This is a genomic window from Streptomyces sp. NPDC001544 (genome assembly GCF_042894285.1).
Classification (GTDB): domain Bacteria; phylum Actinomycetota; class Actinomycetes; order Streptomycetales; family Streptomycetaceae; genus Streptomyces.
In genome coordinates this window covers 412,856-428,033 of record NZ_JBIAVN010000002.1, presented here as the reverse complement: position 1 = coordinate 428,033, position 15,178 = coordinate 412,856, and the positions used below count along the sequence as shown (strand labels likewise).

Here is a 15,178-nt window from a genome sequence, read left to right as displayed (position 1 = left end):
CGGTGCCGCCCCCACGGCGGCACCGAAGCTGCGCGGAAGGGGATTCATCCCAGCGTCCACCGCTGGCTGCTGCTGCCGTTGCAGGTCGACAGCTGGGCGAGGGCGCCGTCGGCCGTGGCCCCTCCGGCGACGTCCAGGCACAGGCCGGACTGGACACCGGTGATCGTGCCGTTCGAGTTCAGCGTCCACTGCTGGTTGGTCTGGCCGTTGCAGGACCAGATCTCCACCTTCGTCCCGGGGCTGGTCTGGTTGTTGTAGGCGTCCAGACACCTCTGATCGCTGCCGGAGTAGACGGTGAGCTGGTTGGAGGTGGAGTGCGTCCAGGTCTGGTTGGCCCCGCCGTGGCAGCTCCAGATCTCCACCTGGGTCCCGGCGGTCGTGGTCGAGTTCGGCACGTCGAGGCACTTGCCGGAACCCACCGCGTGCAGCGTGCCGGTCACGCTGGTACCGCCGCCGCTGGTGCCACCCGCGACCCGGTACATCACCGTGCCGTGGGCCGGCACCGAGGCGCTGATCGTGCCGGTGGTGGTCGAGGACGCCCCCGACCAGAGGTCGGTCAGGGTGTAGGCGGACGCGCCGGTCTTCCCGATCGCGGCCGCGCTGGTGGTGATGGTCGCCGTCGAGCCCGTCTCGTTGAACAGCGCCACCGACACGTCGCCGTTGGCCAGCGGCTTGGCCAGCACGTCCAGGCCGCCCGACGAGGAGACCATGGTGCCCTGCTTGCCCAGGGGGTCCTGGTCGACCGCGATCACCCGGGAGTTGGTCAGCGTGGACAGTGTCTGCGCACTCGCCGAGGGGATGTTGGTGCCCGCGATCAGCGGCGCGGCCATCTCCGCCCACAGGCTGAACTCGCTGCGGCTCTCGGTGGCCGTCAGGGAGCCGTTGCCGACCTCCAGCATGTCCGGGTCGTTCCAGTGGCCGGGGCCGGCGTAGGAGGCCAGTCCCACGTTGCTGTGGAAGATCGACAGCATGCTGGAGTAGCTGGCGCTGATGTCCCCGGTGGTGCGCCAGCTGTTGCCCACGTCCGCGCCCCAGGTCCACACGTTCTCCTGGCCCCAGTTGCACAGGCTGAACAGGATCGGCCGGCCGGTGGCCGCCAGGGCGTCACGCATGGCGGTGTACCGGGTCCGTGCCGGCGCCCCGGTGTTGTTGCAGTTGTCGTACTTCAGATAGTCCACGCCCCACGCCGCGAACGACTGCGCGTCCGTGGTCTCGTGTCCCAGGCTGCCCGGATACCCGGCACAGGTCGCGGTGCCCGCGTCCTCGTAGATTCCGAGTTTCAGCCCCAGCGAGTGCACGTAGTCCGCGGTGCCCTTGATGCCGTCGGGGAACTTGGCCGGGTCCGGCACCAGGCGGCCGCCGGAATCGCGGCTGTGGGTCATCCAGCAGTCGTCGATGTTGACGTAGGAGTAGCCCGCCGCCTGCATGCCGTTGGTGTGCATCGCCTGCGCGGTGGATTTGATGAGTGATTCGGAGACGTTGCAGCCGTAGGCGTTCCAGTCGTTGAAGCCCATCTGCGGGGTGAGCGCGAGGCCGTTGCCCAGGGCGGCGGCCGGCTGCGCCGTGTCGAGGGCGAGGAGAGGGGCGGCCACGGCGAGCAGCACGACCGAGAACGCGAACGCCAGGGCCCTGCGCAGAGAGAGCAGTCGGGAGAGCGGCCGCAGTCGCCGGGCTCTGTCAGTGATCACGGGCATGATTCATCGACTCCTGGGCCGGGTGGTGGGAGGGCGCGTGCAGGGCGGCGAGGCGGGTTTCGCGGCGGTCCCTCGGGCCTGCCGGGGGCCACCGCCTCACCTGTGAACGGAGCTCAGCGGTAGCCGGCCGCGGTGATGTCGGCCTGGACCGCGTTGTCGGTCGTGTCGGAGGGGTAGCCGGCGACGATCGCTCCTTCGTAGAAGGTGCCGGCGCTCAGGTTGGCGCCGCCGCCGGGCTTGCAGCAGTCGCCGCCGCTCCCGAGGACGATGGCTCCCTGTTTCTTCATGGGGCTGTATCCGCCGGGGAGCCCGCCGTCCCACAGGGTGGTCAGGCCACCGGACTGCGCGTTGCCGCCCTTGAGGGCGAACCTCGACGTCCCGTTGTTCTTCAGCATCGCGGTGACGAACTTGTTGGGGAACGCGCGCTGGTTGCGGTTCCAGGACTGGCTGCCGCCGGAGTACAGGCCCCACTCGAGATCGGCCTGCACCCAGGGCCCGCTGCCGGCGCAGCCGCCGAACCAGCACTCGGTACCGAAGTTGATGGCGTCCATCGCCCCGGCCGCGTCGGCCTTCCGGGTCGTCTCACTGTTGCCGTAGTCGAAGCAGCAGCCGCCGTTGACGTGGGTGCCGCTGGTCACCATGTACGCCCCTTCGGGTGCGGTACCGGTCGGCACGCCCGTCAGGTGTCCGTCCCGCCAGTAGCTGTTCCCGGGGTTGATGTACAGCGAGTACGCCTTGCCGCCCCCGGCGGTCAGCGACTCGGAGGTCGCCTTCGCGGGGCTGCTCTGACTCGATCCCGGGACCTGGGCCGAGCCCTGGTACCACAGGTCGTTGCCGTGTCCGGACTGGTCGCGGACCACCGTGATCACGCACGAGGTGCCCGCGCAGAACGAGTCCTGGGCCGCCGCGTCGGCGAAGCCGCCGGGTGTCAGTACGCCTATGTCCCTGGTCGCGTTGTCCGAGGAGCGCCTGACCTGGTAGAGGGCGCCTTGGTACGAACTGTAGAGGGCCCGCACCGTGCTGTGCGCGGCCACGCACGGGGTGCCGCCCGCCGCGTAGAGGTCGCACGGCCTCGATCCGCCGGGAGGGGGCGGAGGCGGAGCTGCCGGGGTGCTCCACTTCTGGTTGCTCTGACCGTTGCAGGTCCACAGGATGACCGCGGTGCCGTTGGCCGTTCCCGCCCCGTTGACGTCCAGGCACAGGCCGGAGCCGACGCCGGTGACGGACCCGTCGGGGTTCTGTCGCCACGTCTGGTTCGACCGCCCGTCGCACGACCGGATGACCGCCGGCGTGCCCGGGGCCGCCCGGTCGTCGTAGGCGTCCACGCACCGGGTGCCGTTCATCGTCCTCAGCTCACCCGCCGACGTGAGCTCGAACGCCTGGTTGACCTGGGCGTTGCAGTCCCAGATGTCCAGCGCCGTTCCCGGGGTGTCGACGTTGCCCCTGACGTCCAGGCACCGCCCGGACGCGGAACTCACCAGGGGCGCCGCGGAGGCCGGCGCCGACCATGTCGGCGCGGTGGCCAGCAACATGGCCAGCAGTGCCATCACGCATACGGCGGCGGCCGCCGGTAAGCGTCGTCCGAGAGCCGCGGGGCTCGGGGGCGGGACGGATGAAGGCTGCATTCTGTTCCTTGGAGATGTGGGGGAAGGGGACAGAGGGTGCCGTGCCTGTCCGAGGGGGGCGGGACGGTCGAACGCATCCACAGGGAACGCTCAGACATCCCATGTCGTAGTGATTCCACATGCCACTCACGCTGTCAATAGGCCCGTCTCCATCGATCGAACCGCTATCCATCCCATGTTTTGCCTGGTCGGGGCGGTGTGAGGGCATGGCGAAACCCGCGTCCGGCGACGGCCGCCGTGCCGGGCGCGGGTGTTCGTCATGGTCCACCGAAGCGATGCGGTGGCAGGAGCGCGCGCGGTGGCGGGAGCGCGCGCTCGGCGCCGATCACCTCACCTGAGGTTCCAGTGCTGGTTGGCGCCGCCGTTCGAGTCCCAGATCTGAACAGGGGCCCCGTTGGCACTCTGCCCGGAGGGGACCTCCAGCGCCCGGCCGGAAACGACGTTGGTCAAGGTGTACGAACCGTCGCCGTTCCGGCTCGCCCGCCAGTGCTGGTTGGCGCCGCCGTTGGCGTCCCAGATCACCACCCGCGTGCCGTTGCCCGTCTGGCCGCCCGGCTCGTCCAGAACCCGCCCACTGGCGATGTTCGTCAGCGTGTAGGAACCGTCACCGTTCTGACTCGCCCGCCACTGCTGGTTCGCGGCACCACCGCCTGCGTCCCAGACCTGCAGCTGCGTACCGTTCCCCGTCTGCCCGCTCGGCACGTCCAGCACCCGGCCGGCGGCGACGTCGCTCAGCGTGTACACCTGGCCCGAGACGATGCCTCCCGGGTCCCCCGGGTTCCCCCCACTGCTGCCGCCCAGCGCGGACAGGGCCGCGTCGTAGGCCGGCTTCTTGTTGCCGTTGCGGTCGAACAGCAGCGGATTGTCCCCGCTGCGCCAGGAGTCGCTGTCCCGGATGCCCCAGGCGGTGATGCCGGTGCAGCGGGCGACGTTCATACAGGCCTTGACGGTGTTCGCGTAGGCCGTCGGCGGTGCCTGGGCGATGTCGAGTTCGGTGATCTGGACGTCGACGCCGAGTGCGGCGAAGTTGGTCAGGGTGGTCTGGAAGCTCGACGGCGGGCCGCCGGCGCCGAAGTGGCTCTGGAAGCCCACGCAGTCGATGGGCACACCGCGCGCCTTGAAGTCGCGCACCATGTTGTAGACACCCTGGGTCTTGGCGTCGCTCCAGTTCTCGATGTTGTAGTCGTTGTAGCAGAGCTTGGCCGAAGGGTCGGCGGCCCGCGCGGTGCGGAACGCCTCCTCGATGAATCCGTTGCCCAGCACGTCGTGGAACACCGAACTGCGCTGCTGACCGCTGCCGTTGTCGGCGAAGGCCTCGTTGACCACGTCCCAGGCGTAGATCTTGCCCTTGAAGTGGGTCATCTCGCTGGTGATGTGGTTGTCCATCACGCTGCGCAGGGTGTTGGCGTCCCTGATGCCGCCGACCCAGCCGGGCAGCTGCGAGTGCCACACCAGGGTGTGCCCGCGCATCCGCTGACCGTGCGCGGTGGCGTGGCCGACGATCTGGTCGGCCGGACCGAAGTTGAAGTTGCCGCGGGACGGTTCGACGGTGTCCCACTTCATCTCGTTCTCCGGGGTGATCATGTTGAATTCCCGGTCGAGAATCGTGGAGTACGTCGAGTCACCGAGCCTTCCGGCGGCCACGGCCGTACCGAAGTAGCGGCCGCTGCCGGCCGCGGCCGCGCCCAGCGTGCCGGCGGCCGCATGGGCCGCGGGCGTCGCCGCGCCGGTGAGGGCCAGCACCGTGCCGGCGGTCAGTGCGGTGGCCGAGGTCAGGGCCTTGCGGACACCGGGCCCCTTGTTGAGCCAGGACATGGGCGATCATTCTCCTCGGGTGGGGGGTGAGGACCGGTCACGAGAAGTGCTGAGGCGAAGCCGGGTAGGGGAGGCTTCAGGTGACCGGTAGAGCGGTCCACTTCTGGTTGGCGCCGCCGTTGCAGTCCCACAGGACCAGTTGCGTGCCGTCGGTGGTGGACGAGCCGGGGTCGTCGAGGCAGCGGCCGGAGACCGGATTGCGGTAGCCGCCGTTGTACGCCTGCCACTGCTGGTTGGTGCCGCCGTTGCAGTCCCAGATCTGGATCCTGGTGCCGTTGGCGGTACCGCGGCCGGTCGCGTCGAGGCACTTCCCGAGTGCCCGCAGGGTGCCGTCGGAGCGCGCGGACCACGATTGCGCGTCGGAGCCGTCGCAGGACCGGATGTCCACGGCGGTCCCGTTGGCGCTGTTGCCGCCGGAGACGTCCAGGCACTTCTCCGCGACCGCGGAGCGCACCTGGCCGCCCGTGGAGGACGCAGGGGGTTTGATCCAGCCTGCCGCGTCCGCGGCCCGGACCCCGGCGCTGAAGGCGTCCGCCATCTTGCGGTAGCCGTTGTCGTTGGGGTGCAGCGAGTCGGCGAGGTCCGCGGGGGTCAGCGCGCTCATGTCCACCAGGCGTACGTGCTTGCCGGCGGCCTGCTCCGCCTGGACGATTCCGGGGATCCTGGCGTTGAACGCGGGCCGGTTGGCCTCCTCGGTGCCGCTGGTGGAGACGATCAGGGTGCCGACGAGGACGGTCACGTCGGGTACGTCGCCGGTGATCCGGTCGATGAGGGCGCGGAGCCGGTCGGGGGCGGTCGGCACCTGGTAGTTGCCGTTCAGATCGTTGGTGCCGATCTCCAGGGTCACCACGTTGGGCCGGTAACGGGCCAGCACGGAGTCGGCGATACCGGTTATCTGGTCGATCCGCCACCCGGAGTGGCCTTCGTTGTCCGGGTCCGCCATGGTGCCGGCCCGGCCCGAACCGACGAAGTCCAGGGTGTGGCCGTCGGCCGCCAGCTGGTTCCACAGGAAGCCGCGGTAACCGTTCCCCGAGGGGCTGCCGACACCCCAGGTGATCGAGTCGCCCATCGGCATCAGCCGCAAGGCGGTGGGCGCGGCGGCGGCCTGCCCGGCCGGGGGCGGCGCCCCGGTGCCGGGGGCGGCCGCCGCCGGCCATGCGGTGCACACTCCGAGCGCGGCCGTCAGCGCCGCGGCCAAGAGTGCCGGGTACTTCTTCATCAGCGTTCCTCACGGGTGCGCGACGGGGGTGGGGGCGCGAGCCGGTCAGCGGAGGGTGAAGTCCTGGTTGCTGCCGGCGGTGTTCTTGCAGGTCCATTGGTCGAGCTGCTGGCCAGGGTTGGTGCTGCCGCCGTAGACGTCCAGGCACAGGCCGCTGTTCTGGTTCTTGAAGGCGTACGAGCCGTCGGACTGCTGCACCGGCAGCCACAGACTGCCGGCCCCGCCGCCCGGGGCCTGCTGCACGATGTCGGGCGTGCCGGCGGTCGTGGAGCCGCCCGACACCGCCACGACCAGCCCGGAGTTCTGGGCCTGCAACTGGCCGTACCCGCCCGAGGCCGGCAGGAACTGGAACTGCTGGTTGCTCTGGCCGTTGCAGGTCCACTGGTCGATCACGGCGCCCGCGCTGCCGGAGTTGCCGTACACGTCAAGGCACAGATTGTTGCTGCCGATCACCAGTTGGTGGTAGCCGGTGGGGAAGCCGCCGTCCCCGCCGGACGGCTGGACGCCCGCCTGCTGGATGACCTGCTTCGCGTCCTGCGGCCAGTTGGTGCCGCTGACCTGGACGTTGCCGGTGAGGACGTTGTTGTGCGGGGGGCCGGTGGCCACGTAGGTGTTGCCGCCGTTGTACCAGTTGCCGGAGAAGGTGCTGTCGTCGGTGTGGTTGTTGCCGTTGGCGTTGGTGAGCGCCCAGTTGCCGGCGTCCTGCACCACGTTGTGAGACACCGTCAGGTAGCGGGAACCCTCGTCGAGGTACAGCGCGGTGGTGTGGTTGTTGCCGTACATGTAGTTGTCGGAGATCACCGAGCCGGGATTCGCGGACAGGCTGTAGATGCTGCCTCCGTCGAACATCGCCTTCTTGGTGTCGAAGACCAGGTTGTGCGAGACGGTGTTGTTCTTCAGCGTCGTGGGGGTGCTGTAGACGGGCTGGTAGTTGTACGTGCCCCGGTTGACGTAGTCCTGGCTGCCGCCCGGGTCGTTCATGCCCCAGCCCCAGCCGATGTCGATCCCGTCGTAGGGAAGGTGGTCGCACTGGTTGTGGGTGATCGTCGCGTTCGTGACGTAGGTGGACAGGATGCCCGCCGTCTCCTTGTAGTCGGTGCCGACCCCGCTGATCCGGTTGTTGCTGATGGTGATGTTCTGGTTGGTCATCCGCGGGTCGCCGGGGTGGTGCGCGTCCGGCTGGATCCCCCCGACCTGGATGCCGCTGCCGGCGTCGTCGGTGAACGTGTTGCCGGTGATGGTGATGCCGCTCGCGCCGAGTCCGGTGCCGGAGGCCGTGGCGACGCCGTCGTTCCCCACGCCGAGTCCCACCTGCCCGAGTTCGGAGAACGTGTCGCCGGAGAAGGTGATGCCGTTGGCGGCTGAGACCTGCACGGCCGCGGGCATCTGCGCCCAGTGGTTGCGGGTGGCCTCGAACTGGGTGCACCCCGACTTGCAGGTACTCAGCCAGTTGGCGGGCATCGCGAAGGCGCCGGTGATGTGCGCGCCGCTCTGCTGGTCCGCGTAGCCGTCGGGCCCGCTCGGGCCGAGCCAGGAGGTGCCCGTGAACCGGATGCCGGTGAAACTCAGGCCGGTCGCCGGTGAAGCGTAACCGCCGCTGACGCCGAGCAGACTCTGCAGCCGGGGCAGTTCGACGTCGAGGCTGTTCGGGTTCTGACCCGGCTGGGCCCGGTAGTACAGGTCACCGGTGGAGGAGTCGAGATACCACTGTCCGGCCTGCTTCAGGAACGCGTAGTTGTTCTCGAGGTACATCGTTCCGCCGGCGAACGGCGCGTTGATGGTGTCGTAGCCCCACGAGTTGTTGTTCCACGCGGGCTGCTGCATGGTGATGGTCCTGCCGTTGACCGACTGGACCGGCGCGTAGCGGTCGGTGAAGGAGTTGACGCTCTCGACTTCCATGTGGTTCTTGTCCGAGAGCCCGGCCAGGTAGTCGAGGGAGGAGTCGGTGACGGTGAGGCCGGTCTGGGTGAAGGTGAAGGCGGAGCGGGGCACCTGGATCGCCGCGCGCGGCGCCTCCTTGCCGTTGACGTACAGCTGGCGCGTGTTCACACCGGTGCCGACGTGGGCCGACCAGATGTTGGCACTCTGATCATGAACCTGCCAATTCGACACCTGCTGGGCGCCGCTCACGGTCGGCTGCTGTCCGGCCGTCGCCTGGTAGGTGATGGTGTGGCCGTTCTGGCCGCCGTCGTCGGAGCCGAACGTCAGCGGCCTGGACAGCCGGTAAGTGCCACCGGCCAGGTGGACCACGACGTCCGAGTCGGCCGAGAGCCGGTGCGCGGGCTGCTGCGCCTGGTCGATCGTCGCGAACGGCTTCTCGGCGGTGCCGTTTCCTCCTGGAGCCGCGTCCGGCGCCACGTACAGGGCAGCGGCCGACGCCTGGCGCTCGGTGGGTACGGCTCCCGCGGGCCCTGCCGCGCCCAGGCTCGCGGCCAGCAGGGCGAGCAGAGCTACTGGGGCGGCCAAGAGGCCGCGGTGCACTCTGGCTCTGGACATCGTCATCCTCCGGTGGCGGCGTGGGTGCGCTGGGGCGTGGGCTGTCGGCCGGATGGGCGGTGCCCGTGACCGGTGGCGAGCCGGTCACGGGCTGGAGCCGGTCAGGTCAGTTGAGACTCCATTTCTGGTTGGATCCCCCGTTGCACGTCCACAGCTCGGCCAGGGCGCCGTTGGCGGTGGAGGCGCCGGTGACGTCGAGGCAGAGGCCGGACTGGGTGCCGGTGACGGTGCCGTCGGAGTTCAGCTGCCACTGCTGGTTGGCACCGCCGTTGCACGGCCAGGTCACCACCTTGGTACCGGCGGAGGTCTGGTTGTTGTACGCGTCCAGGCACATCTGGCTGCCACCGCTGTAGACGGTCAGCTGGCCGGAGGACGTGCGGGTCCATTTCTGGTTGTCACCACCGCTGCAGTCCCAGATCTGCAGCTGCGTACCGGCCGTGGTGGACGAGTTCGGCACGTCCAGGCACTTGCCGGCGCCCACCGCGTGCAGCGCGCCGGTGCTCGTGCCGCCGGAGGGGGCGTTGCTGTATCCGGCCGCGGTGATGTTGGCCTGCACGGCGTTCTCGGTGGCGTCCGACGGGTAGCCGGAGGTCATCACACCTTCGTAGAAGGTGCCTTGGGCACCCTTGCTGTTGTCGCCGCCGGTGCCCAGGATGATGGCACCCTGCTTTCGCATCGGGTTGTAGCCCGGGACGTTGGGGCGCACTCCGTCGTAGAAGGTGGACAGGCCGCCGGACTGCGCGTTGCCGCCACGGATCGCCCAGTGGTTCGGGCCGCCCTTGATGATGGCTGTCATGTACCGGTAGTTGATGGTCGGATCGTTCGCGTTGTAGTGCTGGTTGACACCGGAGAACAGGCCGTTCTCCAGATCGGCCATGATCCAGGGGCCGTTGCCCGAACCGTAGCCCCAGACCCTGATGTTGCCGAAGTAGATGGCCTCCATGGTGCCGTTGCCGTCGTCGTTGCTGTCCGTCTCGGCGTTTCCGTAGTCGAAGCAGCAACCGCCGTTGTAGTGCGTGCCGTCGAAGATCGCGTACATGCCCTCCGGGTTGTCCCCGGTCGCGATGCCGTTGGTGCGGTTGTTGCGGTAGCCCGTGCCGGGGGCCACGTATACGCCGTAGGCCTTGTGGCCGCCCACCGTGGTGGGTGCGGCGGTCGCGTTCGCGAGGTTGTCGGGGCCTCCCGCGGCACCGCCCCCGGGCGCCTGGGTGAGGTTGTTGCCGCGGCCGGACTGGTCGTAGATGATCGTGATCAGGCAGCTCGTCCCCGAGCAGAACGAGTCCTGGGCGGCCGCGTCGGCGTACCCGCCCGCGCTCAGGACGCCGATGTTCCGGGTGGTGTTGTCCGAGGCACGCCGGACCTGGTAGAGCGGCCCGTTGTACGAGGAGTACAACGCTCGCGTCGTACTGTGCGCCGCCACGCAGGGCGTACCGCCCGCCGCGTAGATGTCGCACGGTCCGGACGTGTCGGCACGGGCCGTGCCCACCGCGGCCGTGGCACCCGCCAGCGTGCCGGCCACGAGCACGGCGGCCGCCCCCGCGCGGGCCAGCGCGGTGCGCCGGGAGCGGGGCGAGCGCACCGGCAGGGGGGCGTGCGTCCGATCCACCACCTCGTCCGGCCTGCCACGGCGCCACGCCGCGAGTAACCGTCGCACGCCGCCGCGCCCGGACAGCAGGTGGCGTCTTGTACGTGTGGTTCCCATCCGATCTCCCTACCGTGCCGACGCGACCCGACCGGGCCGTGTGGGTGGCGCTGACAATCCAGAAGCGCTCGGAGTTGCCGTATTTACAGCGAGATTGCAGAGAGGTTTCGGGGGGAGACGGTGCTCCCGGCTTCACGGACTGTCAAGGGTGCGGAGGATTCTGCTCCGAACCTTGTCGCGGAATCGGTTCGACGGCTGATTCCTGCGGTTCGAGGCCGGTCGGCCGGTCGAACAGATCAGGGGTGGATGATGGAGGGTCGTTCCGGAAGGCGCTGGCCGAAGCGGTGGCGCAGCGGCCCGCGTGTCGGGCGCCCCCCTCCGCCGCACCGTATGCCATTGACCCCGCACCCCCTCAGTCGTACCATCCCGTCGAAGCGCTTGCGCGGAATCGGTTCGCTCCACGCCCTCCGGTCATGCGTGAGACGCGGGACGCGTGACGGTTCCCGGCAGCCCGACGCCGTTCCCCGTGACTGCGCCAGAGCACCCTTCTTCCGCCCCGAGCCACCGGGGTGCGCGGGCCGGTTGTATGTACGGCCGAACACAGGGCGAACAGCACCATCCTTGACGAATCCCCGGGGGCGGGCGCCGGTCACGCCGTACGCGCGGCCCATCGCCGTGGACCGAGCACCCTTGCGCAGCAAAGCCGTAGCGAAGTGGCGCCGCTCTCGAAGGACGACGCGATGAGGCGAGACCTTGCCCGCACGGCAGGGCGCCGAGCGCGGGCGTGCAGGCTGTGTGTCGAAGCCATGGCGTACCAAGGAGGTTACTGATGCCAAGAAGCACAGTTGTACGGCAGGAGCCCGAGGGCTTCCCATCCGGGCGGACCGAGCCCGAGTTACGGACACAGCCCGGGCTACGGACACAGTCCGGGTCACGGGCCCGGAGCGGCTTACGGGCCCGGCCCGGCAAGGCGGTCGCGGCCGCGATCCTGGCGGTCGCGGGACTGGTCGCCGCGGTGCTCGCCACCCTCCAGCCGGCGGCGGCCGCCGGCAACCCCCACCAGCGCGGCCCGGATCCCACCGTGGCAAGCGTCGCCGCCAGCCGCGGCCCCTTCACCACCGCGTCGGTCAGCGTGCCACCCGGCAACGGATTCAACGGCGGCACGATCTACTACCCCACCGACACCAGCCTGGGCACCTGGGGCGCCGTCGCGATCGTCCCCGGCTACACCGCCCGCTTCGCCGACGAAGAGGCATGGATGGGGCCATGGCTGTCGTCCTTCGGTTTCGTCGTGATCGGCGTCGAGACCAACAGCCGCACCGACTACGACACCGCCCGCGGCACCCAGTTGCTGGCAGCGCTGGACTACCTCACCCAGCGGAGCCCCGTACGTGACCGGGTCGACCCCGGACGGCTCGCGGTCATCGGCCACTCGATGGGTGGAGGCGGGGTCGTCAGCGCCTCCGAACGACGGCCGTCGCTGAAGGCCGCCATCGCCCTCGCACCCTTCTCCCCCTCACAGAGCCTGGCCACCGACCAGGTGCCCACCATGGTCATCGGGGGACAGAAGGACACCGTCGTCACCCCTTCCTACCTCGACGGCCTGTACGCCGGCATGCCCGCCGCCACGCAGAGTGCCTTCCTCCAGATCGCCGGAGCCGACCACGTCTACTACACCCACCCCAACAACACCGAGATGAAGGTGCTGATCCCCTGGCTCAAGATCTTCGTCGACGAGGACACCCGCTACACCCAGTTCCTCTGCCCGGCGCTTGCCGACCCGGCCGGCATCTCGGTCTATCACGGCAAGTGCCCGTACACGCCTCCGACCACCACTCCGCCCAGCGGTACGGGCGCGCTGCGGGCGGTGGGTGCGGGCAGGTGTCTGGAAGTGCCGGGTGCCGTCACGACACCGGGTACGCAGACCCAGATCCGGGACTGCAGCGGTGCGGCGAACCAGACCTGGTCCCAGACCGCCTCCCACGAACTCACGGTGTACTCCGGCGGCAGCCGGCTGTGCCTGGACGCCTCCGGGCGGGGCACCAGCCCCGGCACCAAGGTCATCACCTGGACCTGCAACGGCCAGAGCAACCAGCAGTGGACGCTGAACCCCAACGGCACCGTCACCAACGCCCAGTCCGGCCTGTGCCTGGACGTCACCGGCGCCGCCACGACCAACGGCACCCCGGTACAACTGTGGACCTGTAGCGGCGAGTCCAACCAGCAGTGGACGCTGAGCTGAATCACTGAGGGGCCCGTACCCCACGCCGGGGCCGGCATCCGACCGCCGCCCCGGCGTGTCATCGCGCGACACCTCCACCCCCAGCCGTCACATCCCGTGCCCGCCGGCGAACCGAGGCCCGCGAGCTATCCTGTCGACCCGCAGGTGGGTTCTTGGGGAGCTGAATGAACATCGGGGAGATCGCTCGGCGCGCCGGCGTGTCACGGAGCACGGTGTCCTACGCGCTCAGCGGGAAACGACCCGTCGCGAGCAGCACCCGCAGACGGATCCAGGACGTGATCGACGAACTGGGGTATCGCCCCAACGCGACCGCGCGGGCCCTGAAGGAGGGCCGGACCCGGACGATCGGTCTCGTCGTCCCGCCGGCCGGCAACAGGCTCACACACATGCAACTGGACTTCGTCGCCAGCGTGGTCGACGCCGCCGCCCGGGTCGACCTGGATGTCCTGCTGTCTCCTTCCGGCGGGGATCACGACCGCTCCTTCGATCGGTTGGTCTCGGAGAGCCGCGTGGACGGTGTCATCCTGATGGAGATCCGCCTGGAGGACCCTCGTGTGGGCCGCCTGCAGGCCGCCGGGCTGCCCTTCGTCGGTATCGGGCACACGGCCGGCGACCAGCAGATGTCCTGGATCGACGTCGACTACGCCGGCCTGGTCCAGCACTGCGTGCGGCACCTCGCGGATCTGGGGCACCGCCGAGTGGCTCTGATCACTCGCTCCCCCGAACTCGTCTCGGCCGGTTACGGTCCGGCGCGCAGAGCCCGCGAGGGTTTCGAGGCCGCCGTGGCGGAACACGGCCTCGACGGCATCGAAATGCCGTGCGGGGACGACGCCCGCTCAGGTCAGGAATGCGTCGAGGCGCTCCTGCGCAGCCATCCGGACCTCACCGCTGTCACCACGATCAACGAGGCCGCCCTGCCCGGCGTCCAGCGTGCGCTGGCGAACACCGGCCGCCAGGTGCCCTACGACTTCTCCATCACCGCGGTGGCGGCCAGAGCCTGGGCCGAGGACTTCAGCCCGCCGCTCACGGCAGCGGACGTCCCGGCCCTGGAAATGGGTGAGAAGGCCGTTTCCCTGCTGGTGGAACGCATCACCGCGCCGGACACCCCGCCTCGGCACATCCTGTTGACCCCGCCGATCTCACTGCGCTCCAGCACAGCCGCCGCACGCACCCGCCGACGGGCGTGAGTCGACCGCGCGGCGTGCTGAGCAGGGTACGGCGATCGGCTGCCGGACCTGGGTGAAGCCATCCATGATGACGGCTGGGCCGTTTGACGCCCCACTCTCGCTGTCACTTTTCCCGGGGGACGACGGTCGCGCCGGGCGAAGCACCAAGTCCCCTTGTCAGCCGCCTGACGGGGCGGCTTCATGGGCGCGGGATTCTCGAAGCGATGAGCAAGGACGGGAACTGCTCCGGAGCTCTCCCGCGACCGTACGGTGATCGCCGCCATCGACAACTTTGAGCGCTGTCGCCGTCACGGCGGCGGAGCCTCTCGAAGCGGCCCACCCGCCCTTCTCACCCGATCGCGCTGTCGCGGCCGCCGCTCTGGGAGTGGAGCCGGCCGAGCTGGACGACGGGCGGTCGCTGTGCGACTACGGCCTCGATTCCCTGATGGCCTGCCACGGCCTGTGCTCCGGCCGACTGGGCCGGGGACTGGCACGGGGTCGCCGCACGTCCGTGACGGTGAACCTGGTCGCGGGAGTCACCTTCGCCGTCCTCGGGGCGTTCCTGCTGGAGGACGCGCTGACCGCTGCCATGGCGTGATGGTGAGCCCGCCGTCCGGTATCCGAAGCCCCGCCACGCCCTTCGGCGGCACGGAACAGCGCCGGTGGCGGATCACGTCGCGGCCTTCGCCGCCACAAGACGTACGGCTGTGCGCCGGCCCGGGTCCGTGCCCCCGAATCGGCAGCTCACACGCCCTGTGAACCATATTCTGCATGGGATTGCGAGCAACGGGGCACGCTCGGGTGCGAAACGAGCGACCGGGCGCCACCTGTCCATGCCGTCGGCAGACGCGTCCGGCGAGCACAGCGATCGACTGCCCGGCAGCAGGTCGAAACGTTACATCCGGGATGCGCACACTCGGATCGCACATCGGCGCGGCCCGGTCATTGATCAGGACGCGAAGACCACACAGCGCAGAGAACCCGCATTCTGCACATTATCCGACCTCCGTGGTGCGCTTGCCTCGACCTCACGATCCACGGCTAGCTATGTGCTGCGGCCGCTTCCCGGCCCCGGGCTCCCGACGAGCCTGGGCACCGAACTCGGGGAAGTGGCCGTGAAACCACCGCATGTGAGGAGTAGTCATGAAGAAGGCTTATGAGGCACCGACGCTCGTCCGGCTCGGCACCTTCCGGAAGGAGACCGGGCTCCTCGGGAACTCCGGCAACGACCGGCTTCTCCTGAGCAAGAACTGACGCTCGACGGTCCTTGACCGACGTC

9 protein-coding genes and 1 pseudogene are annotated in these 15,178 nt (G+C 69.5%); 4 read left to right on the top strand and 6 right to left on the bottom strand.

Annotated elements, in window-relative coordinates; all coding sequences use genetic code 11:
• Positions 1–44: 44 nt before the first annotated feature.
• From ACFY0F_RS07335 to ACFY0F_RS07310, 6 genes and pseudogenes are all read right to left on the bottom strand, one after another.
• The gene (locus tag ACFY0F_RS07335) at positions 45–1,694 is read right to left on the bottom strand and encodes a glycoside hydrolase family 27 protein (protein ID WP_388790261.1); all 1,650 of its coding nucleotides are present in this window, start codon (positions 1,692–1,694) and stop codon (positions 45–47) included.
• 113 nt (positions 1,695–1,807) lie between these two features.
• Positions 1,808–3,241 (bottom strand): arabinofuranosidase catalytic domain-containing protein, encoded by a 1,434-nt coding sequence (locus tag ACFY0F_RS07330; protein ID WP_388790258.1) that lies wholly within the window; start codon positions 3,239–3,241, stop codon positions 1,808–1,810.
• Between the two features lie 411 nt (positions 3,242–3,652).
• Positions 3,653–5,134, bottom strand: a pseudogene (locus tag ACFY0F_RS07325) (endo-1,4-beta-xylanase); the annotation flags it as partial.
• 76 nt (positions 5,135–5,210) lie between these two features.
• Positions 5,211–6,353 carry a ricin-type beta-trefoil lectin domain protein gene (locus ACFY0F_RS07320; RefSeq protein ID WP_388790256.1) on the bottom strand — a complete coding sequence of 381 codons (1,143 nt, stop codon included), beginning with the start codon at positions 6,351–6,353 and terminating at the stop codon, positions 5,211–5,213.
• 45 nt (positions 6,354–6,398) lie between these two features.
• Entirely contained in the window at positions 6,399–8,849 is a 2,451-nt protein-coding gene (locus ACFY0F_RS07315) for an RICIN domain-containing protein (protein ID WP_388790253.1), read from the bottom strand.
• Positions 8,850–8,955: 106 nt separating this feature from the next.
• Positions 8,956–10,551 (bottom strand): arabinofuranosidase catalytic domain-containing protein, encoded by a 1,596-nt coding sequence (locus tag ACFY0F_RS07310; RefSeq protein WP_388790250.1) that lies wholly within the window; start codon positions 10,549–10,551, stop codon positions 8,956–8,958.
• 769 nt (positions 10,552–11,320) lie between these two features.
• Between ACFY0F_RS07310 and ACFY0F_RS07305 the strand changes: the two genes are divergently transcribed.
• The 4 genes from ACFY0F_RS07305 to ACFY0F_RS07290 all read left to right on the top strand — a co-directional run bounded on the left by ACFY0F_RS07305 (position 11,321) and on the right by ACFY0F_RS07290 (position 15,153).
• A complete protein-coding gene (locus ACFY0F_RS07305; RefSeq protein ID WP_388790247.1) occupies positions 11,321–12,733 on the top strand; it encodes an RICIN domain-containing protein in 1,413 nt (470 codons plus the stop codon).
• A 164-nt stretch (positions 12,734–12,897) separates the two neighbouring features.
• On the top strand, positions 12,898–13,920 hold the full coding sequence (locus tag ACFY0F_RS07300; protein ID WP_388790245.1) for a LacI family DNA-binding transcriptional regulator: 1,023 nt from the start codon (positions 12,898–12,900) through the stop codon (positions 13,918–13,920).
• Between the two features lie 271 nt (positions 13,921–14,191).
• Positions 14,192–14,497, top strand: a complete 306-nt coding sequence (locus ACFY0F_RS07295) for an acyl carrier protein (RefSeq protein WP_388790242.1) — start codon at positions 14,192–14,194, stop codon at positions 14,495–14,497.
• A 545-nt stretch (positions 14,498–15,042) separates the two neighbouring features.
• Positions 15,043–15,153, top strand: a complete 111-nt coding sequence (locus ACFY0F_RS07290) for a keywimysin-related RiPP (protein WP_388790240.1) — start codon at positions 15,043–15,045, stop codon at positions 15,151–15,153.
• The last annotated feature ends 25 nt before the right edge of the window (positions 15,154–15,178 follow it).

What these genes read in the sequence shown, in the direction of transcription:
- ACFY0F_RS07335 (WP_388790261.1), bottom strand. Translation starts at nt 1,694, where the DNA reads ATGCCCGTGATCACTGACAGAGCCCGGCGACTGCGGCCGCTCTCCCGA.
- ACFY0F_RS07330 (WP_388790258.1), bottom strand. Translation starts at nt 3,241, where the DNA reads ATGGCACTGCTGGCCATGTTGCTGGCCACCGCGCCGACATGGTCGGCG.
- ACFY0F_RS07320 (WP_388790256.1), bottom strand. Translation starts at nt 6,353, where the DNA reads ATGAAGAAGTACCCGGCACTCTTGGCCGCGGCGCTGACGGCCGCGCTC.
- ACFY0F_RS07315 (WP_388790253.1), bottom strand. Translation starts at nt 8,849, where the DNA reads ATGTCCAGAGCCAGAGTGCACCGCGGCCTCTTGGCCGCCCCAGTAGCT.
- ACFY0F_RS07310 (WP_388790250.1), bottom strand. Translation starts at nt 10,551, where the DNA reads ATGGGAACCACACGTACAAGACGCCACCTGCTGTCCGGGCGCGGCGGC.
- ACFY0F_RS07305 (WP_388790247.1), top strand. Translation starts at nt 11,321, where the DNA reads ATGCCAAGAAGCACAGTTGTACGGCAGGAGCCCGAGGGCTTCCCATCC.
- ACFY0F_RS07300 (WP_388790245.1), top strand. Translation starts at nt 12,898, where the DNA reads ATGAACATCGGGGAGATCGCTCGGCGCGCCGGCGTGTCACGGAGCACG.
- ACFY0F_RS07290 (WP_388790240.1), top strand. Translation starts at nt 15,043, where the DNA reads ATGAAGAAGGCTTATGAGGCACCGACGCTCGTCCGGCTCGGCACCTTC.